Source organism: Rhodococcus sp. D-6, assembly GCF_040256695.1.
In the GTDB taxonomy this organism is placed as follows: domain Bacteria; phylum Actinomycetota; class Actinomycetes; order Mycobacteriales; family Mycobacteriaceae; genus Rhodococcus; species Rhodococcus pyridinivorans.
This window is the reverse complement of the sequence record NZ_CP132970.1, coordinates 2,358,043-2,384,264: the sequence shown is the minus strand read 5'-3', so window position 1 is coordinate 2,384,264 and position 26,222 is coordinate 2,358,043. Positions and strand designations below refer to the sequence as shown.

Annotated in this window: 24 protein-coding genes, 3 tRNA genes, 1 other RNA gene and 1 pseudogene; 23 read left to right on the top strand and 6 right to left on the bottom strand. The window is 67.0% G+C overall.

The genetic code is table 11. The annotated features are described in order from the left end of the window. Positions 1-189: 189 nt before the first annotated feature. A complete protein-coding gene (locus RBB84_RS11240; RefSeq protein ID WP_174556232.1) occupies positions 190-3,204 on the top strand; it encodes a UPF0182 family protein in 3,015 nt (1,004 codons plus the stop codon). Between the two features lie 95 nt (positions 3,205-3,299). Here the strand turns inward: RBB84_RS11240 and RBB84_RS11235 are convergent, their stop codons facing one another. Beyond that, complete coding sequence (locus RBB84_RS11235) at positions 3,300-3,824, bottom strand: transglycosylase family protein (RefSeq protein WP_033097209.1); 525 nt, start codon at positions 3,822-3,824, stop codon at positions 3,300-3,302. A gap of 465 nt (positions 3,825-4,289) precedes the next feature. Here RBB84_RS11235 and RBB84_RS11230 point away from each other — a divergent pair. Then, positions 4,290-4,366 (top strand) — tRNA-Met (locus RBB84_RS11230). A 50-nt stretch (positions 4,367-4,416) separates the two neighbouring features. On the opposite strand, the gene RBB84_RS11225 is transcribed toward RBB84_RS11230, so the two are convergent. The 3 genes from RBB84_RS11225 to RBB84_RS11215 all read right to left on the bottom strand — a co-directional run bounded on the left by RBB84_RS11225 (position 4,417) and on the right by RBB84_RS11215 (position 8,979). Next, on the bottom strand, positions 4,417-6,120 hold the full coding sequence (locus RBB84_RS11225) for an acyl-CoA synthetase (RefSeq protein WP_052040031.1): 1,704 nt from the start codon (positions 6,118-6,120) through the stop codon (positions 4,417-4,419). A 221-nt stretch (positions 6,121-6,341) separates the two neighbouring features. Beyond that, the gene (locus RBB84_RS11220; RefSeq protein ID WP_019288456.1) at positions 6,342-7,556 is read right to left on the bottom strand and encodes an acyl-CoA dehydrogenase family protein; all 1,215 of its coding nucleotides are present in this window, start codon (positions 7,554-7,556) and stop codon (positions 6,342-6,344) included. 28 nt (positions 7,557-7,584) lie between these two features. Then, positions 7,585-8,979 carry an acyl-CoA dehydrogenase family protein gene (locus RBB84_RS11215; RefSeq protein WP_019288455.1) on the bottom strand — a complete coding sequence of 465 codons (1,395 nt, stop codon included), beginning with the start codon at positions 8,977-8,979 and terminating at the stop codon, positions 7,585-7,587. A gap of 166 nt (positions 8,980-9,145) precedes the next feature. On the opposite strand from RBB84_RS11215, the gene RBB84_RS11210 reads away from it, so the two are divergent. Then, complete coding sequence (locus RBB84_RS11210) at positions 9,146-9,379, top strand: MerR family DNA-binding transcriptional regulator (protein WP_231912117.1); 234 nt, start codon at positions 9,146-9,148, stop codon at positions 9,377-9,379. Next, a complete protein-coding gene (locus RBB84_RS11205) occupies positions 9,306-9,770 on the top strand; it encodes a GyrI-like domain-containing protein (protein ID WP_052040032.1) in 465 nt (154 codons plus the stop codon). Before RBB84_RS11210 ends, RBB84_RS11205 begins: the two co-directional genes overlap by 74 nt. A gap of 45 nt (positions 9,771-9,815) precedes the next feature. On the opposite strand, the gene hisN is transcribed toward RBB84_RS11205, so the two are convergent. Continuing rightward, positions 9,816-10,601, bottom strand: a complete 786-nt coding sequence (gene hisN / locus RBB84_RS11200) for a histidinol-phosphatase (RefSeq protein ID WP_006550344.1) — start codon at positions 10,599-10,601, stop codon at positions 9,816-9,818. Positions 10,602-10,746: 145 nt separating this feature from the next. On the opposite strand from hisN, the gene prfB reads away from it, so the two are divergent. The 18 genes and pseudogenes from prfB (at position 10,747) to RBB84_RS11110 (ending at position 23,791) form a co-directional block, all read left to right on the top strand. Continuing rightward, on the top strand, positions 10,747-11,865 hold the full coding sequence (gene prfB, locus RBB84_RS11195; protein ID WP_006550345.1) for a peptide chain release factor 2: 1,119 nt from the start codon (positions 10,747-10,749) through the stop codon (positions 11,863-11,865). A 90-nt stretch (positions 11,866-11,955) separates the two neighbouring features. Further along, positions 11,956-12,774 (top strand): mechanosensitive ion channel family protein, encoded by an 819-nt coding sequence (locus RBB84_RS11190; protein WP_230826288.1) that lies wholly within the window; start codon positions 11,956-11,958, stop codon positions 12,772-12,774. Further along, positions 12,771-13,277, top strand: coding sequence for a hypothetical protein (locus tag RBB84_RS11185; protein ID WP_019288450.1), 507 nt, complete (start codon positions 12,771-12,773; stop codon positions 13,275-13,277). The genes RBB84_RS11190 and RBB84_RS11185 overlap by 4 nt, the downstream gene beginning before the upstream one ends. A gap of 55 nt (positions 13,278-13,332) precedes the next feature. Further along, complete coding sequence (gene ftsE, locus RBB84_RS11180; RefSeq protein WP_033097116.1) at positions 13,333-14,022, top strand: cell division ATP-binding protein FtsE; 690 nt, start codon at positions 13,333-13,335, stop codon at positions 14,020-14,022. A 49-nt stretch (positions 14,023-14,071) separates the two neighbouring features. Next, positions 14,072-14,977 carry a permease-like cell division protein FtsX gene (ftsX, locus tag RBB84_RS11175; protein WP_006550352.1) on the top strand — a complete coding sequence of 302 codons (906 nt, stop codon included), beginning with the start codon at positions 14,072-14,074 and terminating at the stop codon, positions 14,975-14,977. A 69-nt stretch (positions 14,978-15,046) separates the two neighbouring features. Then, complete coding sequence (gene smpB, locus RBB84_RS11170) at positions 15,047-15,523, top strand: SsrA-binding protein SmpB (RefSeq protein WP_024101458.1); 477 nt, start codon at positions 15,047-15,049, stop codon at positions 15,521-15,523. Beyond that, complete coding sequence (locus RBB84_RS11165; protein WP_051121498.1) at positions 15,520-16,377, top strand: DMT family transporter; 858 nt, start codon at positions 15,520-15,522, stop codon at positions 16,375-16,377. The genes smpB and RBB84_RS11165 overlap by 4 nt, the downstream gene beginning before the upstream one ends. Before the next feature lie 255 nt (positions 16,378-16,632). Beyond that, positions 16,633-17,001, top strand: a transfer-messenger RNA (tmRNA) gene (ssrA, locus tag RBB84_RS11160). Positions 17,002-17,411: 410 nt separating this feature from the next. Next, positions 17,412-19,040: a phosphoglucomutase (alpha-D-glucose-1,6-bisphosphate-dependent) gene (pgm, locus tag RBB84_RS11155; protein ID WP_033097159.1), complete on the top strand. Its 1,629-nt coding sequence runs from the start codon at positions 17,412-17,414 to the stop codon at positions 19,038-19,040. Positions 19,041-19,100: 60 nt separating this feature from the next. Beyond that, entirely contained in the window at positions 19,101-20,318 is a 1,218-nt protein-coding gene (locus tag RBB84_RS11150; RefSeq protein ID WP_033097228.1) for an MFS transporter, read from the top strand. 26 nt (positions 20,319-20,344) lie between these two features. Then, positions 20,345-20,836, top strand: coding sequence for a MauE/DoxX family redox-associated membrane protein (locus RBB84_RS11145; RefSeq protein WP_006550358.1), 492 nt, complete (start codon positions 20,345-20,347; stop codon positions 20,834-20,836). Positions 20,837-20,877: 41 nt separating this feature from the next. Continuing rightward, positions 20,878-21,627 (top strand): DsbA family protein, encoded by a 750-nt coding sequence (locus RBB84_RS11140; RefSeq protein ID WP_006550359.1) that lies wholly within the window; start codon positions 20,878-20,880, stop codon positions 21,625-21,627. Between the two features lie 146 nt (positions 21,628-21,773). Continuing rightward, positions 21,774-21,846, top strand: a tRNA-Ala gene (locus tag RBB84_RS11135). A gap of 73 nt (positions 21,847-21,919) precedes the next feature. Then, positions 21,920-21,992: transfer RNA gene (locus tag RBB84_RS11130), tRNA-Ala, on the top strand. Positions 21,993-22,134: 142 nt separating this feature from the next. Beyond that, a pseudogene (locus tag RBB84_RS11125) lies at positions 22,135-22,296 on the top strand (IS256 family transposase); the annotation flags it as partial. Between the two features lie 208 nt (positions 22,297-22,504). After that, positions 22,505-22,813, top strand: a complete 309-nt coding sequence (locus tag RBB84_RS11120) for a hypothetical protein (protein ID WP_156666290.1) — start codon at positions 22,505-22,507, stop codon at positions 22,811-22,813. A 63-nt stretch (positions 22,814-22,876) separates the two neighbouring features. Further along, the gene (locus RBB84_RS11115; protein ID WP_006550362.1) at positions 22,877-23,278 is read left to right on the top strand and encodes a hypothetical protein; all 402 of its coding nucleotides are present in this window, start codon (positions 22,877-22,879) and stop codon (positions 23,276-23,278) included. A gap of 27 nt (positions 23,279-23,305) precedes the next feature. Then, on the top strand, positions 23,306-23,791 hold the full coding sequence (locus tag RBB84_RS11110) for a hypothetical protein (protein ID WP_033097161.1): 486 nt from the start codon (positions 23,306-23,308) through the stop codon (positions 23,789-23,791). Between the two features lie 410 nt (positions 23,792-24,201). Here RBB84_RS11110 and RBB84_RS11105 read toward each other — a convergent pair whose 3' ends face one another. After that, complete coding sequence (locus RBB84_RS11105) at positions 24,202-25,143, bottom strand: helix-turn-helix domain-containing protein (RefSeq protein ID WP_024101449.1); 942 nt, start codon at positions 25,141-25,143, stop codon at positions 24,202-24,204. A 107-nt stretch (positions 25,144-25,250) separates the two neighbouring features. On the opposite strand from RBB84_RS11105, the gene RBB84_RS11100 reads away from it, so the two are divergent. Further along, a complete protein-coding gene (locus RBB84_RS11100; RefSeq protein ID WP_006247389.1) occupies positions 25,251-25,562 on the top strand; it encodes an antibiotic biosynthesis monooxygenase in 312 nt (103 codons plus the stop codon). The last annotated feature ends 660 nt before the right edge of the window (positions 25,563-26,222 follow it).

The following is a 26,222-nucleotide window of genomic DNA, read 5'->3' as shown; positions in this document are numbered from 1 at the left end:
CCTATCCTGGCACCCGTACGCGGGTGTGCGCTGCCGGACCTGCGTCGTGCGACCCCCTGTACGAGGATTCCGTAGAGTGGGGCGAAACGGTCACTCCGTGAGAACGAGGCGTGCTCGCACGCTTTCGTCGAGCGCGAGATGTACAGATGCGGTGCGATCGCGCCGCCGGACGAGTTGGGAGCGTGGCACGTGGGCATGAGGCCCCCGACCGGAGTACCTACATTGTCGAAGCGGAGCAGAGTTCTGCTGATCCTGGCAGTGGTGGCCGCAGTGCTGCTCCTGCTCGGACCACGGTTGGTGGACACCTACACCAACTGGCTCTGGTTCGGCGAGGTCGACTTCCGGGACGTATACGTCAAGGTTCTCCTGACCCGGATCGCACTGTTCCTGGCGGTCGGGTTGTTCATCGGCGGTGTCGTCTGGCTGGCGATGCTGCTCGCCTACCGGTCGCGCCCGGTCTTCGTGCCGACCACCGGACCCAATGATCCGGTGGCGCGCTACCGCACCACCGTGATGACGCGCATGCGCGCCTTCGGGATCGGTATCCCGGTCGTGCTCGGTGTGCTCTCCGGTCTGGTCGCCCAGGCCGGCTGGGTCACCGTCCAGATGTTCTTCAACGGCGGCGACTTCGGCACCACCGATCCGCAGTTCGGTCTCGACGTCGGCTTCTACGCCTTCGACCTGCCGTTCTACCGCTTCCTGCTCAACTGGTTCTTCGTCGCGATCGTGCTCGGGTTCATCGCGAACCTCGTCACCCACTACATCTTCGGCGGCATCCGCCTCGCCGGTCGCGGGGGAAGCATGTCGACGGCCTCGCGTGTGCAGCTCGCGGTCCTCGCCGGCCTGTTCGTCGCGTTCAAGGCGTTCGCCTACTGGCTCGATCGGTACGAACTGCTGTGGAGCAGCCGCAAGGAACCCACCTTCACCGGCGGTGGCTTCACCGACATCAATGCGGTGTTGCCGGCCAAGCTCATCCTGCTCGCGATCGCCGTCATCTGCGCGATCGCGTTCTTCGCCGCGATCTTCCTGCGCGACCTGCGGATCCCCGCGCTCGCGACGGCGCTGCTCGTGCTCTCGTCGATCCTCGTCGGCGCGGTGTACCCGCTCATGGTCGAGCAGTTCTCGGTGCGCCCGAACGCTGCCGACAAGGAGAGCGAGTACATCGAGCGCAACATCGCCGCGACCCGCGAGGCGTACGGCATCACCGACGACAAGGTGGCGTACGAGGACTACCCGGGTGTGGGCACCACCTCGCCCGAGAACATCCCGGCCGACATCACCACGATCGCGAACGCCCGCCTGCTCGACCCGAACGTGCTTCCCCGCACGTTCACGCAGCAGACGCAGCTGAAGAACTTCTACGGCTACCCCGAGTCGCTCGACATCGACCGGTACGAGCTCGACGGTCGTATGGAGGACTACATCGTCGCGGCGCGTGAGCTCTCGCCGACGAGCCTGACCGGCAACCAGACCGACTGGATCAACCGCCACACCGTGTACACGCACGGCAACGGTCTCGTCGCGGCGCCCGCCAACCGCGTGAACGCCGCCGCGAGTGCCTCGGCGGAGGAGGCCGCCAACAGCAACAGCGGCTATCCCGTCTACTTCGTCAGCGACCTGGCGTCGCTCGCTGCGGAGAACCAGGTCATCCCCGTCGAGCAGCCCCGCATCTACTACGGCGAGGTCATCGCCGAGGCCGATCCGGACTACGCGATCGTCGGCAACAGCGCCGACTCGTCCGGTCCGCGCGAGTACGACACCGACACCGAAAAGTACACCTACACCGGCTCGGGCGGCGTCGACATCGGCAACTGGTTCAACCGGCTCGCCTTCGCCGCGAAGTACGGCGAACGCAACATCCTGTTCTCGAGCGCCATCGGCAGCGACTCGAAGATCCTGTTCAACCGCGACCCGCGTGAGCGCGTGACGAAGGTCGCGCCGTGGCTGACGGCCGACGGCGACGCCTACCCGGCCGCGATCGACGGTCGCATCAAGTGGGTCGTCGACGCGTACACCACGCTCGACTACTACCCGTACGCGCAGCGCGCGTCGCTCGAGGGCCTCGTCGAGGACAGCATCGACCAGAACACCGGCCGGTTGCTGCCCCGCAAGGAGGTCTCGTACATCCGCAACTCGGTGAAGGCGACGGTCGATGCCTACGACGGCACGGTGACGCTCTACCAGGTCGACGATGAGGACCCGGTTCTGAAGGCGTGGATGGGTGTCTTCCCTGATGCGGTGACCCCGCAGGACCAGATCTCCGACGAGCTGCGGGCGCACTTCCGGTACCCGGAGGATCTGTTCAAGGTGCAGCGCGAGATGCTCGCCAAGTACCACGTCGACGACCCGCGCGAGTTCTTCACGAACAATGCGTTCTGGTCGGTGCCGGCGGACCCGACGGTCGACACCAGCGCGAACCAGCCGCCCTACTACCTGCTCATGGGCGATCGCGAGACGGCGGATCCCCGGTTCCGTCTGACCTCGGCGATGGTGGGTTACAACCGGCAGTTCCTGTCGGCGTACATCTCGGTCGAATCCGATCCGGAGAACTACGGGAAGTTCACGATCCTGCAGTTGCCGACGGATACGCAGACCTTCGGTCCGGAGCAGACGCAGAACGCGATGATCTCCGACACCCGAGTGGCTTCGGAACGGACCCTGCTCGAACGGTCCAACCGGATCCAATACGGCAACCTGCTCACCCTGCCCATCGCGGACGGCGGCATCCTGTACGTCCAGCCGATGTACACCGAGCGCAACGCGACGGCGGGTAGCACGTCGACCTTCCCGCAGCTGTCGCGCGTGCTCGTCAGCTACCGGGAGCCGGGTGCCAGCGGTGGCGTCCGGATCGGTTACGCACCGACTCTCGCCGGTGCGCTCGACCAGGTGTTCGGTCCCGGCGTCGGCGACGCGGCCACCGCTCCCGGTGGTGAGGCGCTGCCCACCGCCGAGGTGGAGGACGAGACGCGGGGCGAGGTGATCGAGGGCACCACGGACGAGAACCAGCCTTCCGATCAGCAGCAACAGCAGCCCACCTCGCCGGCGCCGACGACTCCCGCGAATCGCGATGCCGCGGTCGCGGAGCTCGATTCGGCACTCGCGGAGCTGGCCAACGCGCAGACCAGCGGCGATTTCGAAGCCTACGGACGGGCGCTGCGGCGGGTGCAGCAAGCCGTCGATGCCTACGAATCCACTGGCGGCTGAATCCACCGGCGGCTGATCCGGTAACGGAAACCGACACGACGAAGGCCCGCGGTTCGCACCGCGGGCCTTCGTCGTGTTCGCAGAGACGGTCTGCGTCAGCGACCGGCCAGCGTGATATCGACGATCTGCGCGAACTCGGCGCCGAAGCCGTACTGCTGGGCGAGCTGGTTCGCGGTGTCGACGGCCTGGGTGACCTCGGCCGGCAACTCGGGGGCGGCCGGAGCCGCGGGTGCCGGAGCCTCGGGTGCCGGTGCGGGCGCCTCGGGTGCGGCGGGAGCCGGCGCGGATTCGGTTGTCAGGTACTGACCGCAGACGGGCCACGCGCCGGGGCCCTGTGTCTGCAGGACGTTCTCGGCGATACGGATCTGCTCCGCCTTCGAGGCTTGGTCCGCGCGGCCGCTGCCGCCGTTGGCCTCCCAGGTGCTCTGCGAGAACTGCAGGCCGCCGTAGTAGCCGTTGCCGGTGTTGATGGCCCAGTTGCCACCGCTCTCGCACTGGGCGACGCCGTCCCAGTTGTGCTGGGCGGCGGACGCGGTGCCGGTGGCGAGCGCGAACGGAACCGCGGCGAGTGCACCGGTGACGACGGCAGTGCGGAATGCACGCGTGCTGAAGTTGGTCATTCTGTGGAGTCCTTCCCGCGCTCGCGGAGCGCGACGGCCCTCGTCGATCTCGGTCGACGGAGAAATGTCTCCGTCCGGATCGGGGACCACGTCGGTTGCGTCCCTGCCCCTCGGGTCTTCGTAGGCACCGGATCCCGCGGGGCAGACTGGCGGCGACGGGCCGGTGGTGGCTCGGCTGTTTCGAGCCGGGACCGACAGTACAAAGCGCTCCGCGGCGCGTCATCCCCCGCCGGGAGAGGTGTTTGTCCACCTGATGGGATGGGACGATTGAGTCTTCGCAGCTCAGGAAGGTGATAACGAGGGTCGATGCAAGATCGTTACACCGCCGTTATGTGTCGATAGTCATGGCGGAAATGTGAACCGAGACACCTCGGGGTTGCGATTTCGGTTGTCGTCGAGGCCCATCCGCGTCCGACGAGGCGATTTGCATTCCGTTTCCGTGCTCGTGTAAGTTCATTCATGCAACGCGGGGTGGAGCAGCTCGGTAGCTCGCTGGGCTCATAACCCAGAGGTCGCAGGTTCAAATCCTGTCCCCGCTACCACCACGAAGGCCGGTCGTCTCGGACGACCGGCCTTCGTTCGTTCGAGGGGGTCACCCCCGAGCGGTGGTGTACCCCTTCTCGGGATCCTCGGGCAGATCCATCTCCACCAGCACCCGGCGCAGCAGCTTCCCGGTGGCGTTGCGCGGCAGCTCGTCGAGGAAAACCACCTCGCGCGGAACCTTGTACCGGGCGAGATTCGACTTCACGAACGCCTTGATGTCCTCGGCGTTGCGGGAGGAGTCGGGGGAGGGAACCACGAAGGCTCGCAGCCGCTGCCCGAACTCGGGATCGGGGACACCCACCACGGCGGCGTCGAGTATGTCCTCCCGCTCGGCGAGCAGGTTCTCGACCTCGAGTGGATAGACGTTCTCGCCGCCGGAGACGATCATGTCGTCGTCGCGACCGTTGACGAAGAGCAGGCCGTTCTCGTCCCAGTGCCCGATGTCGCCGATCGACAGCAACCCGTCGATGCGTTCCTTGTCGCGACCGTCGGTGTAGCCGGCGAAGGACAGGCCGCTCGAGACGAAGATGCGGCCGGGGACGTGCGGCTCGGTGATGCGGTTGCCGTCGTCGTCGAACAGCACCACCCGACACGTCACGGGAGGGCGACCGGCCGTGCCGGGGGCCTGCCGGATGTCGTCGGGGGTCGCGACCGTCGCGACGGCGCATTCGGTGGAGCCGTACAGGTTGTAGAGCACGTGTCCGAACGCCTCCGTCGTCCGGCGACACACGTCGGGCGAGAGCGACGAACCCGCGGAGAAGACGATCTTCAGGCTCGAGGTGTCGTACTCGGCGATCTTCTCCGGTCCGAGGTCGAGGATCCGCTGCAGCATCGTCGGGACCACCACCAGCACGATCGCTCCGTGCTGCTCGACGAGGCCCAAGGTGTCGACGGGGGAGAAGCGCCGCATCATCACCACGGTCTGACCCAGTGCGAGGGCGAGCGCGAACTGCGAGACGCCGGTGCCGTGGAAGGCCGGGGCGGCCATGAGCATCGTCTGCCCGGGGCGCAGTGGAACCCGATCGAGGAACTGGACCGACGCGAACGGTGACGTGCGGCCGCGCGGCGCGCCCTTCGGGGTGCCGGTGGTGCCGCTGGTGAGCAATACGAATCCACCGAAGACCTCCGGCGCGGGCAGGGACGAGCCGTCCAGCCCTTCGATCGACTGCTCCAGCGTCGGGATGCCGGGGACCTCGTCGTCCGCCCAGGAGACGTACCGGCGCACGTCGTCGGGGAGCGCGGCTGCGACCTCGGCGAATTCGCTGTCGAAGACGAACGTCGAGACCTGTTCGCGCGCTGCGACATCGACGAGTTGCCGCGGCGCGAAACCGGTGTTCATCATCACCAGTCGCACACCGAGCTTGGCGGTGGCGAGCATCGTCAACACGAGACCGCGGTGATTCCGGGCCATGATGCCCATGACCGATCCCGGCTCCACCCCGGCGCGTTGCCACGCACGCACGAGGGCATTGGAGCGGGCCTCGAGTTCCTTGTAGGTGACATCGCCGGCCTCGTCGATCAGGGCGACGGCGTCGAGACCGCGTTCGGCCTGTGCGTGCACGGCGCCGGCGAAGGGGCCGTACTTGTTGGCCGCCATGATCGTCCCGATGCTGTGGTCCACGCGCGGAAAGTGCAGCAGACCTGCGCGATGGAGTACCGCGAGTGATCCGATGGTGTCCTTGACCTGGCCGATCGTGTCGTCGAGCGTGATCCGCCCACTCGTGATCCTGCCGAGAATGTCCTGACCGAGCATCCGTCCCCCTAGCTGTGTGTCGGCGTCAGCACACACAGTAGCCGTGACGTAGCTCACATTCCAGGCAATCTTCCACGGATGATCTTCCTGGAACGGGTAGAGCCCTCGCCGTACCTGCGGCGAGGGCTCTACCCCGATGGATCCTCCGACACGTCCGGTACCGTGCGCAGACACCGGTCCCATCCTTCCGGCGCCCGCGGACGGACCCCATGCCCCGAGCGTTACTTCAGTTCGGAGGACGACTTTCCGAGCACCCGCCGAGCGACGATGAGCTGCTGGATCTGCTGGGTGCCCTCGAAGATGTCGAGAATCTTGGAATCGCGTGCCCACTTCTCGAGCAGCGGCCGCTGCGAATACCCGTAGGTTCCGGCGAGTTCGACGGCCTTGAGCGAGACCGCGGTGCCGGTGCGGCCGGCCTTCGCCTTCGACACCGACGCCTCGAGGGAGTTGGGCTTCTTGTTGTCGGCCATCCACGTCGCGCGCAGCGCGAGCAGGTAGGCGGCCTCCCAGTCGGCCTCGAGCGCGAGGAACTCGGCGGCCGCGGCATGCTGGTTGTTCGCGGGGATGTCGTAGGAGACCTCGACGCCCGCCTCCTTCAGGATCGTGCGCAGTTCCTCGAGTACCGCACGACCGAGACCCACGGCCATGCCGGCCACGATCGGACGCGTGTTGTCGAAGGTCTGCATGACCCCGGCGAACCCCTTCTCGGTGTTCACCTCCGGGGAGCCGAGGATGTTGTCCTTCGGGATGCGGCAGTTGTCGAGCACGAGCACCGCGGTGTCGGATGCCTTGATGCCGAGCTTCTTCTCGAGACGCGCGACCGAGAGTCCGGGAGCCTCGCGCGGCACGACGAACGACTTGATCGCGGCGCGGCCCTTCGACCTGTCGACGGACGCCCACACGACGATGTGCGTGGAACGCTCACCGGCGGTGACGAAGATCTTCTCGCCGTTGAGGACCCACTCGTCGCCGTCGAGCACGGCCGTGGTCGTCACGGCCGCCGAATCGGATCCGAAACCGGGCTCGGTGATTGCCATGGAGGCCCACACCTTGCCGAAGCGTTCGAGCTGTTCGTCGGTGGCCACCGCGGCGATCGCGGAATTGCCCAGGCCCTGGTAGGGGATCGACAGGGTCAGGCCGACGTCGCCCCAGCACGTCTCGATGACATTGAGGAGTCCGGCCATGTTGCCGCCGTTGGCATTTCCGGCGGGGCCGTCCTGCTTGGCCTTGCTGTCGCGGCCGAGCGCGGCACCCGCCGCGCCCTGGCCGGAGTCGTTGAGCCCTTCGACCATCGCGGCCATGGTGTCGAGTTCGATGGGGTACTCGTGCTCGGCGAGGTCGTACTTGCGGGAGATCGGCCGGAAAATCTGCGCGGCGACCTGATGGGCCTGGTTCGCGGAAGCCTTGAGCTTCCGGGGAAGTTCGAGATTGATCATCACAGGTTCCTTGTTCGGGTCGGGCCGATCAGACGAGGACGACGCCCTCGGCGACTCCGATTGCTCGCAGGTCGCGGTACCAACGTTCGACGGGGTGTTCCTTGGTGTAGCCGTGGCCGCCGAGCAGCTGGACGCCGTCGAGGCCGAACTGCATGCCCTTGTCGGTGGCGAGCTTGCGGGCCAGGGCCGCCTCGCGAGCGAACGACAGGCCCTGCTCGGCCCGCGACGCACCGCGCAGGGTGACCAGACGTAGACCGTCGAGCTCGATCTTGATGTTGGCCACCATGAACGCCACCGCCTGCCGGTGGCTGATGGGCTCGCCGAACGCCTCGCGCTCGTTGACGTAGGGGACCACGTAGTCGAGCACGGCCTGACCGGTGCCCATCGCCAGAGCTGCCCAGCCCAGGCGCGACAGGCGCACGGCGTCGGCGTACTGCTCGGCGCGGACGTCGGCGTCGTCGTCGCCGAGACGTGCCGATTCCGGCACCGCGACGTCCTCGAGCAGAAGGCGGCCCAGTCCGGCGGCGCGCAGGCCCATGCCCGGATCGGCCTCGATCACGACGCCCTTGCTCTTCGCCTCGACGAGGAAGAGGGACGGCTTACCGTCGAGTTCGGCTGCCACGACGAACAGTTCGGCGCTGCCCGCCGCCGGGACGAACGACTTCACGCCGTTGAGCCGGTAGCCGCTGGGGGAGCGCACCGCCTTGGTCTGCAACGCGAAGGGATCGAACAGGGCGCGCGGCTCGGCGATGACGACCGACGCCTGGGGGACATCGTCGCCGGCGAAGGCCGGCAGGTAGGTCTTCTGTTGGTCCTCGGTGCCCCACTGTGTGAGCGCCACGGCCACACCGCTCGGCGCGAGGATCGGCAGGGCCAGGCCCATGTCGCCGTGCGCGAGGGCCTCGGCGACCAGCACGTTGGTGACCACGCCGCGCTCGTCGGCGGCGCCGTCGAACGCCTCGGGTACGTTGACCATGGTGATGCCGAGTTCGGCTGCGCGCGCGAGTAGATCGGCCGGGGCCGCGGCGGCCTCGTCGGCGTCGTGCGCGGCGGGGCGCAGGATCTCGGCGGCGAACTCACGCACCGTCTCCGTGATCATCTGCTGATCGTCGGTCGGGGTGAGATCGAAGAAGTCGGCGTTCTTCGCGGTGGTGAGACGCTGCGGGCCGCTCGCGCCGCCGGACATCTTCTTGAAGGTGCGCGTGGCGGCGCCGAGGGTCTTGAAGCCGGTTTTCGTGGACTGGTACGTGATCCGGTCGATCGTCTCGCGGATCTTGTACCGGTCGGCCAGTTCGGAACCCGTGATCCGGGTGAGCACGCGCATGGCAGCACCCATGGCGTCGCGTTTGATCGGATTGAGGCCGACGGCGGACGTGTCGCGAGGCGTGTGGCGGCCCACGCTGTCTTGCTTGCTCATGATCACCAGAAGTCTCTCGATGCGGCAGTGGACACTCCCGATCTTACTTCTGAGTAAGGTCACTGTCTACCGCGCAGTAAGTTCCGCGGTGGACGCGTGTCGCCCAGCATCGTCCGCTGTGTCGCGAGCACGAGTTGACTCTCACACCGTGTGAGGTCGCAGACTCGGCGCCATGGCCGACACCACCAGGTTGATGTCCATCGGAAAGTTCTCGTCCCTGACCCGGATCAGCGTGCGGATGCTGCGGCACTACGACTCGCAGGGAGTGCTGATCCCCGCCGTGGTCGACGAGGTCAGCGGTTACCGCCGATACCTCCCCGAGCAGACCGCCGATGCCGCGCGAGATTCCTCAGCAGACGTACGTCTGCCTCCGCGGCACCGTCGCCGACTACTCGGCCGAAGGTGAACTGTGGCAACGCTTCATGCCCGACCTGCAGGAGCAGGGCATCGTCCCGACCGGACCCGGCGGATGCATCGAACACGACGGCGAGTTCCGTGAGTCGGACGTCGACGAATCGGTGTTCCTGCCGGTGGCGCCGGGAACCACGGCCCGCGAGCCGCTGACGGTCCACGAGTTCCCCTCACGCCGGGCGGTCGTCGCCACCGTGACCGGGCCGTACGCCGAATCGATCCCGCGGGCCCACGAGGCGATCGCCGAATTCCTGACCGAACACGGCCTGTCCGCGGCCCGGGTCGACGACGACGTGGCCACCCACCACTTCAACGTCTACCTCGATGATCCGGGCGTCACGAACGAAGCCGACCTCGAGACCGCTGTGCATCTCCCGGTCCGCTGACGAACCCGGCCCCACGCGTGACCATCCGTGCGTGGGGCCGGCCACTCACTTCAGTCGACCGAGCACCTCGTCGTGCAGCGTGCCGTTGGTCGCGACCGCACTGCCGCCGTGCGGACCGTCCGCACCCTCGAGGTTCGTGAACCGTCCACCTGCCTCGCGCACCAGCACGTCGAGCGCGGCCAGATCCCACAGCGAAACCTCGGGTTCGAGCGCGATCTCGAGGGCGCCCTCGGCGAGCAGGCAGTAGGAGAAGAAGTCGCCGTAGGCGCGCACCCGCCACACGTCGTCGGTCAGGGCGACGAAACGATCACGGATGCCACGCTCGTGCCAGCCGCTCAGGCTCGAAAAGCTCAGCGACGCCGACGCGAGGTCGGTCACCTCCGACACCGAGATGCGCCGGGGCTCGGCACCGTCGTGCGACACCCAGGCGCCGCCGTCCGCGGCCGCCCACCACCGACGGTTCAGTGCCGGGGCGCTGACCACGCCCACGACAGGCACACCGTCCTCGAGGAGCGAGATCAGGCTCGCCCAGACCGGTACGCCACGCACGAAGTTCTTCGTGCCGTCGATCGGATCGACGACCCACTGCCGCCCGCGGAAGACCGCGTCGCCACCGAACTCCTCGCCGAGCACCGCGTCGTCCGGTCGCTGCTCGCCGAGCATCTCGCGGATGGCGCGCTCGACGGCGAGGTCGGCGTCGGAGACCGGACTCAGGTCCGGCTTGTCGTCCACCTTCAGGTCCAGCGCACCGAAGCGGTCGCGGGTGATGGCGTCGGACGCGTCGGCGAGTCGGAGTGCGAGGTCCAGGTCGGCGGTGTAGTCGGTGGTCATGGCGGAAACGCTAGCCGCCGTCGTCCGAGGCCGAGCAGCTTGCCGTCCACTCCGGGGTCGGCGCGGTGCTCGACCCGACCGGGCCCTGCCGTGTCGATCGCTGCCCACGGCGGGCCGGTTCGTCGCTCCGGTAACCTGTTGAATCGTGCATCCCGATGTTTCCGCAGCCCTGACCGAGCTCGACACGACCCTCCGCACCGTGGAATCGGTCCTCGACGTCGAGGAGCTGCGACGGCGCATCGACGAACTCGAACACCAGGCCGCCGACCCCGAGCTGTGGAACGACCAGGACCACGCCCAGAAGGTCACCAGCGAACTGTCGCACGCACAGGGTGAGCTGCGCCGGGTCGAGGGCCTGCGCCAGCGGCTCGAGGATCTCCCGGTTCTGTACGAGCTCGCCGAGGGCGAGGAGGGCGAGGCCCGCACCGCCGCCCTGGCCGACGCCGAGGCCGAACGCGAGAGCCTGCGCGCCGATATCGAGGCGATGGAGGTGCGCACGCTGCTGTCCGGCGAGTACGACCAGCGCGACGCGCTCGTCAACATCCGCGCGGGCGCCGGTGGCGTCGACGCCGCCGACTGGGCCGAGATGCTCATGCGTATGTACATCCGCTGGGCCGACAAGCACGGCTACGGCGTCGAGGTCTACGACACCTCCTACGCGGAAGAGGCCGGCATCAAGTCCGCCACCTTCGCCGTCAAGGCGCCCTACACCTACGGGACCCTGTCGGTCGAGATGGGCACGCACCGTCTCGTCCGCATCAGCCCCTTCGACAACCAGGGCCGCCGCCAGACCTCCTTCGCCGAGGTCGAGGTGCTGCCCGTCGTCGAGACCACCGACCACATCGACATCGACGAGAACGACGTCCGCGTCGACGTCTACCGCTCGTCCGGCCCGGGAGGCCAGTCGGTCAACACCACCGACTCCGCCGTGCGCCTGACGCATATCCCGACCGGCATCGTCGTCACCTGTCAGAACGAGAAGTCGCAGTTGCAGAACAAGGTCGCGGCCATGCGTGTCCTGCAGGCCAAGCTCCTCGAGCGCAAGCGCCAGGAGGAGCGCGCCGAGATGGATGCGCTCAAGGGCGACGGCGGCAGTTCGTGGGGCAACCAGATGCGCTCGTACGTGCTGCATCCCTACCAGATGGTCAAGGACCTGCGCACCGAGTACGAGGTCAACAACCCCTCGGCGGTGCTCGACGGCGACATCGACGGATTCCTCGAATCGGGCATCCGCTGGCGTATGCGAGAAGAGCAGAAATCGTGATCGGAAACAGGAGAGGGGCCTGTGCCGTTTCTTCCCGGAGCTAGACTGCTCGACTGGTTGTCGACGAGCGGGCTGCTGATCGCACTCACGATTCTGGGTGCGGTTCTGATCGCCCGGTTCGTCTCCTGGATCGGCAGCCGCATCACGCGCCGCATCGACGAGCGCTACACGCAGTCCGACGACCTCGTGCGGTCCGAGGCGACGAAGCATCGCCATTCGGTCGCCCAGGTGGTCACGTGGATGGCGATCTCGTTCGTGTACATCGTTGCGACCCTGAAGGTGTTCGACTATCTGCAGCTGCCCATCGGCAGCCTGGTCGCGCCGGCGACCGTGCTCGGCGCGGCGCTCGGCTTCGGTGCCCAGCGCATCGTGCAGGACATCCTCGCGGGGTTCTTCATCATCACCGAACGGCAGTACGGCTTCGGCGACACCGTGCAGATCTCCGTGACCGGTGCGTCCGAGGACGCGATCGGCACCGTCGAGGACGTCACGTTGCGCGTCACCCGGGTGCGTAGCACGGCGGGTGAGGTCATCACCGTCCCCAACGGGCAGATCAACAAGGCCGTCAACCTGTCGAAGGACTGGGCGCGCGCCGTGGTGGACGTGCCGATCCCGGTGACCGCCGACATCGCCGACGTCACCGAGATGCTGCGCGAACTGGGTGTCGCCGCATACAAGGAACCCCGCCTGCGGGAGCTGTTGCTCGACGAACCGAGTGTGATGGGTGTCGAGAGCCTCGAGGTGGATCAGCTCAGCGTCCGCATGGTCGCGCGCACGCTGCCCGGCAAGCAGTTCCAGGTGGGCCGTCTGCTGCGTGCGCGGATCGCGCGAGCACTGCGTGAACGGGGCATCACCGTCACGCCCCAGCTCGACACCGCCAGCGTGGTCGATCGAGTGGAGGCACAGTGACACCGGGTGGAGGGACGTCGGGTGGGGGCGCGGCCACCGAGCCGGAGGAGAAGCACCGCAGGCGCATCCCGTCGCACCTCCTCGGTGGGCGGATCAGGACCACGACCTTCGCGTTGTGCACCCTGTGGCTTGCGCTGTGGGTGACCTACCTGTTCCTCAACCCGCCCGAGGACACCCCCGATGCGCCGTCGACCGCCGTGATCATCTCCGAGACGCCCTACGTGCCGTACGTGCCGCCGGCGACCACGGCCCCGCAGGAGAAGTCCGTGCCGGAGACCACCGACACGCCCTATCCGCCGACGACCTCGTCGACCTTCCCGCCGACGACGGCGACCGGCGTGCCGGGCAGGGAACAGGGCGGGACGCCGCCGCAGGATGCCACGACGACTGCGCCCCCCACCACGACGAACAGGCAGTTCCCGTTCGACCTGCCCACGATCCCCGGACTGAACGACCAGCAGGATCCGACGGTGACCGAGGACACCGACGCTCCGTCGTCGTAGAGCACCGACGAGCCGGTGCCGTAGGTCACCGTCCGGTAACGGTTAGCATGTCCACGTGATCCGGCTGGAGAATGTGTCCAAGTCCTACAAGACGTCCACGCGTCCCGCGCTCGAAGGGGTCTCGGTGCACGTCGAGAAGGGTGAGTTCGTCTTTCTCATCGGTCCCTCCGGATCCGGGAAGTCGACCTTCCTCCGGTTGCTCCTGCGAGAGGAGAAGCCCACCACCGGCGACATCCACGTGGCCGATTTCCACGTCAACCGGCTGCCGGCGCGTCGCGTACCGAAGCTGCGCCAGAATCTCGGATGCGTCTTCCAGGACTTCCGGTTGCTCCAGCGCAAGACGGTCGCCGAGAACATCTCGTTCGCTCTCGAGGTGATCGGTAAGCCGCGCGGAGTGATCGAACGGACGGTGCCGGAGGTTCTCGAGCTGGTGGGACTGTCCGGCAAAGCCGACCGGTTGCCCGCCGAACTGTCCGGCGGCGAGCAGCAGCGTGTCGCGATCGCGCGTGCGTTCGTCAACCGGCCGCTCGTGCTGATGGCCGACGAACCGACCGGCAACCTCGACCCCGAGACCAGCCAGGACATCATGCTGTTGCTCGAACGCATCAACCGCACGGGCACGACGGTGCTCATGGCGACCCACGACCACCACATCGTCGACTCGATGCGGCGACGGGTCGTCGAACTCGATCTCGGACGCGTCGTGCGCGACGAGGCACGCGGCGTCTACGGCGTCGGCCGCTAGATCCCGTCACCCGAGCATCCCCACCAGGCAACCGAAGGAATCCCACCCGATGCGTGCCAGCTTCCTGTTCAGCGAGGTCACCACCGGCCTGCGCCGCAACCTCACCATGACCATCGCGATGATCCTCACCACGGCGATCTCCCTCGCGCTGTTCGGTGCGGGGCTGCTCGTGGTCCAGATGGCGGGCAAGACGGAACGGATCTTCCTCGACCGGGTCGAGGTGCAGGTGTTCCTGACCGAGGACATCTCCTCGCTCGATCCGGAGTGCGAGCAGGATCTCTGCTCCACCCTGCGCAGCGACCTCGAGAGCACCGACGACGTGGTGTCGGTCCAGTACCTGAGCCGCGACGACGCCGTCCTCGACGCCACCGATCGTGTCTTCGCCGATCAGCCCGAACTCGCCGAACTCGTGAGTGCCGACAGCTTCCCTGCCTCCTTCAAGATCAAGATGTCCGATCCGGATCGATTCGCGGCGATCCAGGACGATTTCGGTACCCGGCCCGGCGTCGACAGCGTGCTCAACCAGCAGGATCTCGTCGAGCGTCTGTTCGGCGTGCTCGGCGGCATCCGCAACGGCGCGTTCGCCATCGCCACGATCCAGGCGATCGCGGCCGTGCTTCTGATCGCGAACATGGTGCAGATCGCGGCCTTCACCCGCCGCACCGAGGTCGGCATCATGCGGCTGGTCGGCGCGACTCGCTGGTACACGCAGCTGCCCTTCCTCCTCGAAGCGGTGATCGCCGCGATCGTGGGTGCCGCACTCGCCATCGGCGGACTCTTCGTCGCCAAGAGCATGTTCGTCGACGACATGCTCACCGAGGTCTACGACGCGAACATCGTCGCCCGCATCACCGACAGCGACATCCTTCTGGTCTCGCCGTTCCTGGTCCTCGTGGGCGTGGGAATGGCCGCTCTCACCTCGTATGTGACCTTGCGTCTGTACGTGCGTGAATAAGGTGTCGTGCGAGGTTCCTATGCTGGACGGTGTTCTGTTCGATCGATCGTGGACCGGAAAGGCCTGCACGTGAAGGAAAAGGGCCGGAAGGTCATCGCGACCAACCGGAAGGCGCGCCACAACTACACCATCCTCGACACCTACGAGGCGGGCATCGCCCTCGTCGGTACCGAGGTCAAGAGCCTGCGGGAGGGAAAGGCCTCCCTGGTGGACGCATTCGCGACCGTCGACGACGGCGAGGTGTGGTTGCGGGGTCTGCACATTCCGGAATACGGGCACGGCACGTGGACCAACCACGCTCCGCGCCGCACCCGCAAGCTGCTGCTGCACCGTCGCGAGATCGACGCGCTCGTCGGCAAGACCCGGGAGGGCAACCAGACCCTCGTGCCGCTGTCGATGTACTTCTCCGACGGCAAGGTCAAGGTCGAGCTCGCGCTCGCCAAGGGCAAGCAGGACTACGACAAGCGTCAGGATCTCGCCCGCCGGACCGCCGAACGTGAGGTGACCCGCGAGCTCGGCCGGCGAGTGAAGGGCATGAGCCGCTGATCGCGGTCGCGCTCGCGCTCCTCGCGGCGGTCGGGTACGGCCTCAGCGATTTCGCCGGGGGTGCCGCCTCCCGTCGCGCGAGCGCACTCGGCGTCGTCGCCGTCACCTACCCGGCTTCGCTCGTCGTGTCCCTGATCGCCGCGTCGATCGTCGGCGGCGACCTCACCGCGGCGTCCCTCGCGTGGGGTGCCGCAGCGGGCGTGGCCGGCGGCATCGCCGTCTGGTGGTTCTACCTCGCACTGGCGAACGGGCCGATGTCGGTCGTCTCACCGGTCACCGCTGTCGTCGTGGCCGGAATCCCCGTGCTGTTCGGGATCGCGACGGGGGACCGGCCCGGTCTTCTCGCCTATCTCGGCATCGTCGTCGCGGTGATCGCGGTGGGGCTGGTCAGCCGCGAATCCGACGAGACCGTCACCGGTGTCGGACACCCGCGCTTCACGTCGAGGATCGCGTGGTGGACGGTCGGATCGGGCATCGCCTTCGCGTTGTCGTTCATCGGCCTCGGTCAGGTCGGCACCGGCACCGGCCTGTGGCCGCTCGCCGCCTCCCGCGCGACCGCCACCCTCGTGGTCTGGCTGGTGATCGCCTTCTCGTGGCGCACCGTGGTGTGGCCGATCCGGTCGCTCCTGCCGATCCTGATCGGGATCGGCGTGATCGACGTGATCGCGAACGGTGCACTGCTGTTCGCCTACCAGCACGGCCTGCTGTCGCTGGTGAGCGTGATCGCGGCGCTGTATCCGGCGGTGACGGTGCTACTCGCCGTCATCGTGCTCGGAGAGCGCGTGAGCCGGGTGAAACTGCTCGGCCTGCTCGCAGCCGGACTGGCCGTCGCACTCGTCAGCCTGCCCGGCTGATCCGGGGTGGGGTGGGAAGAACACGAATCCTGGAGGCGCTGGACCCGGCATCGTGGAAAGCGCGTCACCGGACGGAGCGCTACGGGTGACACCCGGCGACGCCGGACTCGGGTCACCCCGACCCGGTTCCGTTGCCGGTGAGCGGCGGTGTGAGTAGGCTCATGACCCGGCAACGAATCGTTTTCGAAAATGGGAATGACATCGGGCCTTCGGGTCGTTACAGTAGGTAGTCCTGCGAAGGTCGCAGGCGCGTACGGGGCTGAACGGTTTCGACTGCGTACGTTGAGCAAGGGGAAGCGTGTCGGTGCAGGCAAGAGACCACCGTAAGCGTCGCTGCAACCAATTAAGCGCCGAGTCCACTCAGCGCGAGTACGCCCTCGCTGCCTAAGCGAGCGCGTCTCTGTCAGCCCGGGTTTGCTCTCGACCCGGATCCTGGCATCGACTAGAGAGCTCTACCGTACGGCTCGGTCGCGGAGACGTGCGGGACAACAAACAGCGACTGGGATCGTCATCTCGTCTTGTTCGCGAGAACGGGAGATCCGAGTAGAGACATAGCGAACTGCACACGGAGAAGCCCTCGCGAGGCGGCGGAGGACCCGGGTTCGATTCCCGGCAGCTCCACCATCGACCCGGGTAGGTGATCGACCATCGATCACCTACCCGGGTTTCTTGTTGTCCGGGTGAGCCTGATCGGCAGCTTCGGGAAACGGCAGTGCCCGCCGTCGAGACTCAGAGGGTGAGTGTTCTCGACGACGGGCACGGTCGCTGTCGGTCCCGGAGACGTCGGAGACGGCGCCGAAACAGCGAGAGCGAAACGAAGAAATGTCCTCCCCGGCATCGTCTTCATTTCGTTCACTGAAGTTAGCCCACCTAATTGTGAACGCCAATACTACTTTCGGGTCAGAAACTCTGGTCCCATGGCCGTGATGACCTTTTCGTCAGTATCCGTACCGACGCGCGGATCGGGGTACTCATCCCGCGCGTGCCGCGGATCGGCGGCAAGATGAGAACACCACCATCGACGAGGAGAGCACATGGCGCACGAACGAGCGGGACAGCCGGCCACCGCGGCGGATCTCGAAGATCTCGCACACCTTGTCACCGCCTACTACACCGTGCAACCGGATCCCGAGAACGCCTCGCAGCAGGTGGCTTTCGGCACGTCCGGTCATCGCGGCTCGAGCCTCGACGGTGCGTTCAACGAAGCCCACATCCTCGCGACCACCCAGGCCATCGTCGAATACCGCGCCCAGCAGGGCACTTCGGGCCCGCTGTTCTTCGGCCGCGACACGCACGCCCTGTCCGAACCGGCCTGGACGAGCGCGCTCGAAGTGCTCGTCGCGAACGGCGTCGAAGTGGTCGTCGACTCCCGCGACCGCTACACCCCGACTCCGGCCGTCAGTCACGCGATCCTGCAGCACAATTCCGGCTCCGGTGCCCGCGCCGACGGGATCGTCGTCACCCCCTCGCACAATCCTCCGCGCGACGGTGGCTTCAAGTACAACCCCCCGTCGGGTGGTCCGGCCGACAGCGACGCGACGTCGGTCATCGCCGCTCGCGCCAACGAACTGCTCGCCGCCGGACTCGACGGGGTGAAGCGGGTGCCGCTCTCGTCGGCGCTCGCGTCCGCCGGACGACACGACTTCCTCGCCGCCTACATCGACGATCTGCCGAACATCGTCGATCTCGACGTCGTCCGTGCTGCCGGGGTACGGATCGGCGCCGACCCGATGGGCGGTGCGAGCGTCGACTACTGGGGCGAGATCGCCGAACGGCACGCCCTTGACCTCACCGTCGTCAATCCGCTCGTCGACGCCACCTGGCGGTTCATGACGCTCGACACCGACGGGAAGATCCGCATGGACTGCTCGTCGCCGAACGCCATGGCATCGCTGATCGGCAACCGCGAGGCCTACGACCTCGCGACCGGCAACGACGCCGACGCCGACCGGCACGGCATCGTCACCCCCGACGCCGGTCTGCTCAATCCGAACCACTATCTCGCCGTCGCGATCGACTACCTGTTCCGCAATCGCCCCGGTTGGGCGGAGTCGAGCAAGGTGGGCAAGACGCTCGTGAGTTCGTCGATGATCGACCGGGTCGCCGCCGGCCTCGGCCGCGACCTGCTCGAGGTGCCGGTGGGCTTCAAATGGTTCGTTCCCGGGCTGAGCGACGGTTCGCTGGGCTTCGGCGGGGAGGAGAGCGCCGGTGCGTCCTTCCTCCGGCGCGACGGCGCGGTGTGGACCACCGACAAGGACGGCATCGTCCTCGCCCTGCTCGCGGCGGAGATCACCGCGGTGACGGAGAAGAGCCCGTCCCGCTACTATGCCGAACTCGTCGATCGGTACGGCGACCCCGCTTACGCGCGCGTGGACGCCCCGGCGACGCGCGAGCAGAAGGCGGTGCTGTCGAAACTGTCGTCCGAGCAGGTCGGCGCCACCGAGCTCGCCGGCGAACCGATCACCGCGACGCTCACTGCGGCACCCGGCAACGGTGCCGCGATCGGTGGCCTGAAGGTCACCACCGAGAACGCGTGGTTCGCCGCCCGCCCGTCCGGCACCGAGGACGTCTACAAGATCTACGCCGAATCGTTCCGCGGCCCCGACCATCTCGCCGAGGTCCAGCAGGCGGCACGCGAACTCGTCTCGTCCGTCCTGTCCTGAGCCCGCTCGCCCACCGCGCGACCGGGCGAGGTCGTGCGCCTCGCTAACATCGTGGGCATCATGCGGACACGTGATGCGGCTTTGCCGCGGGAAATCTGGGTTCTGGTCGTCGCGAGTTTCGTGATCGCGCTCGGCTTCGGTCTCGTCGCTCCCGCGCTGCCCCAATTCGCGCGAAGCTTCGACGTCGGTGTGACGGCGGCGACGGTCGTCGTGTCGTCGTTCGCGGCGATGCGACTGCTCTTCGCACCCGCGAGCGGGTCGCTGGTGCAGAAGTTGGGGGAGCGGCCCGTCTACATCACGGGCCTGCTCATCGTCGCCCTGTCGACGGGCGCGTGCGCATTCGCGGCGAGCTACTGGCAGCTGCTCGTCTTCCGGGCCCTCGGCGGCATCGGGTCGACGATGTTCACGGTGTCGGCGCTCGGTCTGCTCGTGCGGATCGCGCCCCCGGACGCCCGCGGGCGTGTGTCCGGCCTGTACGCGACCAGCTTCCTCATGGGCAACATCCTCGGCCCGCTCTTCGGCGGTGCCCTTATCGGACTGGGGCTGCGCGCACCCTTTCTCATCTACGCCGTGGCGCTGCTCGTCGCGGCCTCGGTCGTGGGGATCAGCCTGCGCTCGTCGGAACTCGCCCGTCCCGACAGTGGGGACGGCGTGCCCGTCATGCGCCTGCGCGACGCGCTGCGCTCGCCGGTCTACCGCGCGGCGCTGGGATCGAACTTCGCCAACGGCTGGGTGGTGTTCGGGGTCCGCGTGGCGATGGTGCCTCTGTTCGTCGTCGAGGCGCTCGACGAGGGTGAGGCGTTCGCGGGTGTCGCGCTGACCGCCTTCGCGGTGGGCAACGCACTCGTCCTCATCAAGTCGGGCAAGCTGTCCGACCGGTTCGGGCGGCGACCCTTCGTCCTGGCCGGTCTGGTGGTGTGCGGGGTCAGCACGATCGCCATGGGATTCACCGAGAGCGTCGTCTGGTTCCTCATCACCTCGTTCGTGGCGGGTATGGGGTCCGGGCTGTCGAATCCCTCGCAGCAGGCCGCCGTCGCCGACGTCGTGGGCAGCAAGGCCCGGGGCGGGCCGGTGCTCGCGACCTTCCAGATGGTCGCCGATGTCGGCGCGGTGATCGGTCCGGTCGCCGCAGGCTTCCTCGCGGACCGGTTGTCCTACTCGACGGCCTTCGCGGTCACGGGTGTGATCATGCTAGCGGCGACGCTGCCGTGGTTCGTCGTCGGACGCCCCCGGGTCGTCGAGCAGGCGACACAGGTGACCGACGACACGGCGCGGTGAGACGACCGCCCGGTATTGTCGCCGGCATGTGGGTCGGTCTCGTCTCCACGCTCGCCCGATACGGTCTGGCGGCGGTGTGGCTCGTCTCCGGTTGGGTGAAGTTCTCGGATCCGACGCAGACCGTCGTGGCGGTACGGGCGTACCAGATTTTGCCCGCCGGCTGGGTGCGGCCGTTCGCCGCCGCCTTCCCCGTTCTCGAACTGGCCCTGGGCCTGGTCCTGCTCGTCGGTCTCGCGACGCGCTTCGCAGCGCTCGTCAGCGCCTTGGGGCTGGTCGCGCTCGTCGCCGCGATCGCCTCGGCGTGGGCGCGCGGCCTGTCGATCGATTGTGGCTGCTTCGGGGGAGGAGGTGTGGTCGAGGGCGTCGACGGCCGCGACTACGCGATCGAGATCGCCCGCGACGTCGGCTTCCTGGCGATGTCGATATGGCTGGTCGTCCGGCCGCGCACCTGGTTCGCGCTCGGTCCGGGTTCATGTGCTTCCCTCTCAGCGGCCCCTCAGCCGTCGATGGCAGAGTGAGATCGTCCTTCCCCACCGACGAGCAGTAGAGGGCAGCATCCGTGAGCGCGAAGAAGGTCTCATCCGGCAAGTACACACCGCAGCCGACGTCGAACAGGGTCACCTACATTCTCGGCGGCATCGCGATCCTGGTGATCGGTGCGCTCGTCATCGGTGGTGTCCTGTGGTCGTCGGGCAGCGGCGATCCCCGCAACGATGGTTACGGCTCCGTGCAGAACGGCGCGGTGGAAGTGTCGATCGAGGACGACGGCGCAATCCTGCTGGGCCGCCCCGACGCCCCACGGACCGTCGACCTGTTCGAGGACCCGCTGTGCCCCTACTGCGCCGAACTCGAACACAAGCACTCGCAGGAGCTCGCCCAGGCGATCGACGACGGCCAACTGGCGATCCGGTACCGGATGCTCGCTTTCCTCGACCGGGCGTCGAGCAGCGGCGACTACTCGACCCGCGCGGTGGCGGCGGCGCAGTGCGTCGCCGAGAGCGGCGATGCCCGCGCGTTCTCCGCATTCCACGACGCCCTGCTGTCGCCCGACAACCAACCGGCCGAGGGTGGCGACGGTGACATCGACAACGCGGGTCTCGCGCAGATGGCGCGCGACGCGGGTGCCTCCGAGGACGTCGCGCAGTGCATCACCGACGGCGCCCGGATCGATCAGGCCTCGGCCGACGCGGAGGCGGGACGCCGTCTGCTCGCGACGACCGGAGCGGCCGGCACGCCGGCTGTCGTGTACGAGGGGACCGTTATCGACGCCCTCGGCGACGAGAACTGGGTGACCGAACTCGTCGGATAGACGGAGCGGTGGCGGGAGCTGCGCACGGTGCGTGCTCCCGCCACAGTCACGCTGTCTACCAGCCGATTTGTTGGCGTCGAGCGCGATGGTGTAGTTTTCTTTCAGCGCGAAGGGGTCAACCGGAGCGCAACGGTACAACCGAATACGGGGCTATGGCGCAGCTGGTAGCGCACCACACTGGCAGTGTGGGGGTCAGGGGTTCGAGTCCCCTTAGCTCCACAAGATCGCTACAGGCGAGAGTTCACGCTCTCGCCTGTAGTCTTCGGTGGCGGTCCCCGTCAGGGCCGTGCAAGGGGCTATGGCGCAGCTGGTAGCGCACCACACTGGCAGTGTGGGGGTCAGGGGTTCGAGTCCCCTTAGCTCCACGTAAGTTGAGAAAATCGAAACCTGCCCCGCCTGAGTGCGGGGCAGGCTCGTTTCTGCGGTCACCGGCTCGGGGATGTCGGTGTTGACGTGATCCGGGTCGGCCTGACACGCCGAGCAGCGAGCTTGGCGGAAGGATCGACCATGACGGAAACACTGGAGCCCATGGCGGACGAGGTGAACCAGCTGGAGTTGGCGCAGCAACTACTGGCCCAGGCCGAGGAACAAGGCGTCTAACTGATGGGCCCGAACGGACTGCTCGGGCAGTTGACGAAGACCGTGCTCGAAACCGCACTCGACGCTGAGGAACGAGCCGACGAGAGTGTCGACGCGGTCGAGGTTCAGCCCGGCGACGAATTCGTCAAACGGGTGCAGGGCATCAGCGAGGATCACCCCGTGTCATACCTGAGTTCCACAAGTTGACGTCGTTTCTAGCCAATTCGTTAGGATCGCTGCAGGTCACGAGTTCGAGCATGTGGCGCGCGGGTCACTAATCGAGCGGAGTATGGAGGTGGTGGATCTGTACGTGGTGCAGTCCAAGACCGCCTCCGGGGCCATCGGCGTGCAGATGTGGGAGAAGATCCGCGGTCGGCGCCAGATGATCGCGCACATCGGCTCGGCCCACACGCCCGGCGAGCTTGCGGCATTGATCGAGATTGCTAACCAACGAATCAACGCTAACCAGCACGAACTCGATCTCGGGCTGGAGGATCGAGCCTCGGCGGTGGTCCGAGGTGAGATAGTTTTGAGCCACCCACCGGATGGCTCTCGGGCATCAGAAGTTACCGTTGGATACAGTTCACTTGGCCCCCCGAAACCATAACCGAGAGATTCAAAAACGAGGCAAGCCAGACGTTTAGCCGATCAAAGATAAAGTGATACAGCAATGCCAACCACATTGACAGTTGATAACGAAACAGTCGAAGCTCTTGTCGAGAAACTCGCCAACGACCGCTATTTTCTCGCCGAGTATCCCGCAGACCACGCTGCCTTTATCCTCTTTTACGAGTCAAACACAATAAAACTCCTTGCCGCCGCTTATGGGCCTCAGCGTGAGGATAACGTCGGCGACATCCACCCCAAGACGTTTGGGATTCTAAAAGCGGTAGTCAACAACACTTGGCTCGACAACCGGGAAGACCAACCCGGCGAACCTGTCGCAGGGGTGATCCAGTGCGACCTCGAGGCGAAGTCCGCAACCGTGACCTACCACCTCGGCAACGAAGCCGAGGCCTGGCGCTTCAACGATGACAACTCCATGGAGCTTCGAGCCGCGCTGGCCCCCTGACCCGACCCCCACTGAGAGGACTTGGCAATGCCCGCTCCCCAGACGACTGACCCGACAGCGCTGCTCGGCCGGTGGGAATTGACCGGCTTCTCCGAACAGGACGCCGGACACCGCTCGGGCAGCTACGCGATCATCTTCCGCGACCGTTCGCTCTACACCCCGGAAACCATCTCCCCCGCCGGAGGCGAAACGCTCGAGATCACCGACTCCGACGGCGAGGTCCACTTCTCGATGCGAGGCGGCGCCAAGGTCCCCTGGACCTCCGCCGAGAAGGAGCAGGGCGTCCTGACCGACTCGATCGAGGACCAGGACGGACGCATCGTCAGCAGCGTGGCGCCATACCTCCGCATGGAGCGACTCGTGGACGGCACCTGGGTGAGCAAGTACTCCGACAGCGACCTCGACATGAACAGCAACCTGTTCACCGACGGCCCCGACCTCATCCTGATGGTCACCACCATCGTCGACGAACTCTACGTCACCAAATACTTCTACCGCTTCTCCCCAGCCTGAGCATTCCGTGCGACCATTACAGGCTCTTCCCAGATGACGGTGTAGGTCGGCCGGGCGCGTCGGTCCGCAGATAGACGTCGAGGTCTCCCGACGATGGAGGTTCCTACGCCATCCATCCGAAAGACCTCGACGTGTCCGACGCTACCCCGCCGGCCGGCTTCGGCCGCGCTGACCGCCTTCGCGGCTCATCCCAATCGACCCTGATCGGGTCTGCTGACCCCCTCGACGAGAACGTAGCGACACCACAGCCACCCGACCCCGACCGTCCGGGAAGCCGGGGCACGTCACATGGCCGGTGCTGCGGGCGTGTCGAGTGGGTCGTCCAGGGGCGACGCAGGAGCGTCGACGCGACGTGCTGAGAGGTGGTTCCAACCGAGCGCTAGGACACCGGCTACAGGCATGGCGATAGGTCAGGAACGGCGTCGCTCCCTGCGCAGGAGGGAGCGCAGAGTCTCGGCGTTCGCGTAGCCGACCCGTAGCGCGATCTCGGCGGAGGTGAGGTCCGTGGTTGCTGAGAGGTGCCGAGCTCGTTCGATGCGAAGCCGTTGGACGAAGCCGAGCGGAGTGAGGTTGAGCGCCGCACGGACTCGTCGTTCGAGGGTGCGCCGGCTGGTGCCGAGCGACTGCGCGACGAAGGCGACGTTGAACGGTTCGTCCAGGCGGGCGCGCACGAAGCGTTCGAACTCGACGACGATCGGGTCCTCGTGCCGGAGATGTTCGTAGGCGACGAAGGCCGCCTGCGACGGACGCTCGTCGATGATGAGGAGCTTGGCGACATGTTGGGCCAGGTCGGGGCTGATCGATCGCACGAGTGAGAGCGCGAGGTCGATGTGGGCGAACGCGGCGCCGGCGGTGACGAGGTTCCCGTCGACCACGACCATGGTGTCGAGATCGAGGGCGACGGTCGGATAGCGCTTCAGGAACTCCGGCCCCAGGAACCAGCTGGTCGTCGCCCGCCGATGATTCATCCGTCCGGTCTCGGCGACGGCGAACACGCCGGTGCACGCCGCGGCGATCCGGGTGGTCGCGTCGTCGAGGCGCCCGAGTGAGGCGATGACCGAACGTGCATCTCGGCTCTGGAGGGCGTCGTTGGTAGCGGCGGCCGTGAGGGTTCCAAGCGCAGGGACGATGACCACGTCGAACTCTCCGGACTCCGACAGCGGGTGGTCTACCGACAGGGTCATCGATGCCGTCGTGGTCACTCGCCGTTTCGGTCCGAGGATGGCGAGTTCGATCGGGTCGATCCGCGGGTCGACATCGCCGCGGGCTCCGTCGGCCACCCGCACGATGTCGATGACCGACGCGACAGCCGAACCGAAGCAGCCGTCGATCGCGATCAGTCCGATACGCATGGCGCGAACAATAGCAATACTGTCGTATACGCCACTCCCCACCGGCCCTCGCTCGTCATACGCTGAACTCGCCCCACGAAGAACCCCGACTTCAAGGAGAACCCCTCATGTCCACACCAGCATCACTTCCGTATGCATTCGTCGCCAAGATCGTCGCGGCCGATGGACAGCACGACGCGCTCGCCGATCTGCTCGCCGGCGCTGTCGCACTCGCCAACGAAGAAGTAGGAACGATTGTCTGGTTCGCGGCTAGGACCCACGCCGACACCTTCTGGATCTTCGATGCATTCCCCGACGAGGCCGCTCGCGACGCCCACGCCAACGGCGCCATCGTCGCAGCCCTGATGGCCAACCAGCACCTCCTCGGCGCAGCACCCGAGATCCTGGCGGCCGACGTCCTCGCGTCCAAGCTCCCGTAGTCCGCCAACGCACGAGACGATCGCGCCCCGCCGAGCCGTCGGACCCGACCGCCTCGACACCCGCACCACGTTGACGATCCCCGACGGGCCGATCACGAGGAGGCCAGGCAACACCAGGCGCAAGCCTGGAGCGGCACTGTTTCACCGGTGGTCGTCGAGAGAGCCAGCGCGGTTCCATGGCAGCGCAACTGTGTCAACTTGCCCTCCGTCCCGCGAGGCGCCGTGGGCGGGTCGTGGTTGCGATCCGTTGCCGTGACGGGAGACGCTTTGCGCGTCGCAGCGATGACGGGTCGTTGGCGTCCCGGGGCGTTGCGTTCGTGCGCGCCGCGCGTGCGGCATGGAGCATCTCGCTGCGCACACAACGATCGCTGCGCCGACGCACCGTTGACACCTCGCAGTTCAAGTCGCGACACAACGCCACGCCGCGTTGCCGAGCGGAGCGAGGCCTATCGGCACACGGGCAGGATGCCGGCCGCGAGCGCTCAGCCGGCGAGGGGTCCGTCGCAGAGGAGAGCGACGTCGGTGTCGGGCAGAGCCGTGAGGCCAGCGCATCGCGCGACCACCAGAACCGAACCGCCCCTGCCCTGCGTTTGCGCAGGTCAGGGGCTGTTTGCCGGAGCCGCCTGTCGGAATCGAACCGACGACCTAGTCACGTCGGCT

Bases quoted from the DNA above. Each gene is read 5' to 3' on its own strand.
- RBB84_RS11225 (WP_052040031.1), bottom strand. From the start codon at position 6,120: ATGCTCGGTCAGGACATTCTCGGCAGGATCACGAGTGGGCGGATCACG.
- RBB84_RS11110 (WP_033097161.1), top strand. From the start codon at position 23,306: ATGCCCGCTCCCCAGACGACTGACCCGACAGCGCTGCTCGGCCGGTGG.
- RBB84_RS11115 (WP_006550362.1), top strand. From the start codon at position 22,877: ATGCCAACCACATTGACAGTTGATAACGAAACAGTCGAAGCTCTTGTC.
- hisN (WP_006550344.1), bottom strand. From the start codon at position 10,601: ATGACCACCGACTACACCGCCGACCTGGACCTCGCACTCCGACTCGCC.
- RBB84_RS11210 (WP_231912117.1), top strand. From the start codon at position 9,146: ATGGCCGACACCACCAGGTTGATGTCCATCGGAAAGTTCTCGTCCCTG.
- RBB84_RS11150 (WP_033097228.1), top strand. From the start codon at position 19,101: ATGCGGACACGTGATGCGGCTTTGCCGCGGGAAATCTGGGTTCTGGTC.
- RBB84_RS11100 (WP_006247389.1), top strand. From the start codon at position 25,251: ATGTCCACACCAGCATCACTTCCGTATGCATTCGTCGCCAAGATCGTC.
- RBB84_RS11145 (WP_006550358.1), top strand. From the start codon at position 20,345: ATGTGGGTCGGTCTCGTCTCCACGCTCGCCCGATACGGTCTGGCGGCG.
- pgm (WP_033097159.1), top strand. From the start codon at position 17,412: ATGGCGCACGAACGAGCGGGACAGCCGGCCACCGCGGCGGATCTCGAA.
- RBB84_RS11205 (WP_052040032.1), top strand. From the start codon at position 9,306: ATGCCGCGCGAGATTCCTCAGCAGACGTACGTCTGCCTCCGCGGCACC.
- ftsX (WP_006550352.1), top strand. From the start codon at position 14,072: ATGCGTGCCAGCTTCCTGTTCAGCGAGGTCACCACCGGCCTGCGCCGC.
- RBB84_RS11235 (WP_033097209.1), bottom strand. From the start codon at position 3,824: ATGACCAACTTCAGCACGCGTGCATTCCGCACTGCCGTCGTCACCGGT.
- RBB84_RS11105 (WP_024101449.1), bottom strand. From the start codon at position 25,143: ATGCGTATCGGACTGATCGCGATCGACGGCTGCTTCGGTTCGGCTGTC.
- RBB84_RS11220 (WP_019288456.1), bottom strand. From the start codon at position 7,556: ATGATCAATCTCGAACTTCCCCGGAAGCTCAAGGCTTCCGCGAACCAG.